Here is a 671-nt window from a genome sequence, read left to right on the forward strand (position 1 = left end):
GGACGGGCAACGGGGCTGGCTGCCGGAGAGTGGTGCTGACACAGGCCACTGAGCAGTGTGCAGGACAGCAGTACCAGGTGTAGGCAAGTGATCGATCCCAGAGGGAAGAACGGAGGGACGAGGCGCCATCAGGATCGCCCGGGCGGAGACTTGAGCCCGGGTACCGCAGGACATCGATAGTGAGGTGGTCTCCGGTCAAGCAACCGCGATCCCCGCGACCCCGACAGAATTCAGTTCGGGTGAGCGGAAACAGAAGGCCGGCGTAGTACCAGGGCCGGCAGATGGTGTAGTTGTTCCTTCGGGGCCCGGGTGCCGTGTGGCACTCGGGCCCCTCCACGCGTTCCGCGAAGAGGTGTACATGACAGCAAATGACTCGTTCGACCGTCTCGATGACGACGACTATCCCGCCTACACGATAGGCCGGGCCGCCGAACTGCTCGGCACCACGCAGGGCTTCCTCCGCGCCGTCGGTGAGGCCCGCCTCATCACCCCGCTCCGCTCCGAGGGCGGCCACCGCCGCTACTCCCGCTACCAACTGCGCATCGCCGCCCGGGCCCGGGAACTCGTCGACCAGGGCACGCCCATCGAGGCCGCTTGCCGCATCGTCATCCTCGAAGACCAGCTCGAAGAGGCCCGACGTATCAACGCCGAGCACCGCCGCACCGCCTCCC

General features: G+C 66.9%; 1 protein-coding gene. It reads left to right on the forward strand.

All coding sequences use genetic code 11. The features are described from left to right. Positions 1–358: 358 nt before the first annotated feature. On the forward strand, positions 359–671 hold a 313-nt coding region (locus tag KUM32_RS37475; protein WP_217146311.1), incomplete at its 3' end, for a MerR family transcriptional regulator.

Source organism: Streptomyces sp. AC627_RSS907, from assembly GCF_019049165.1.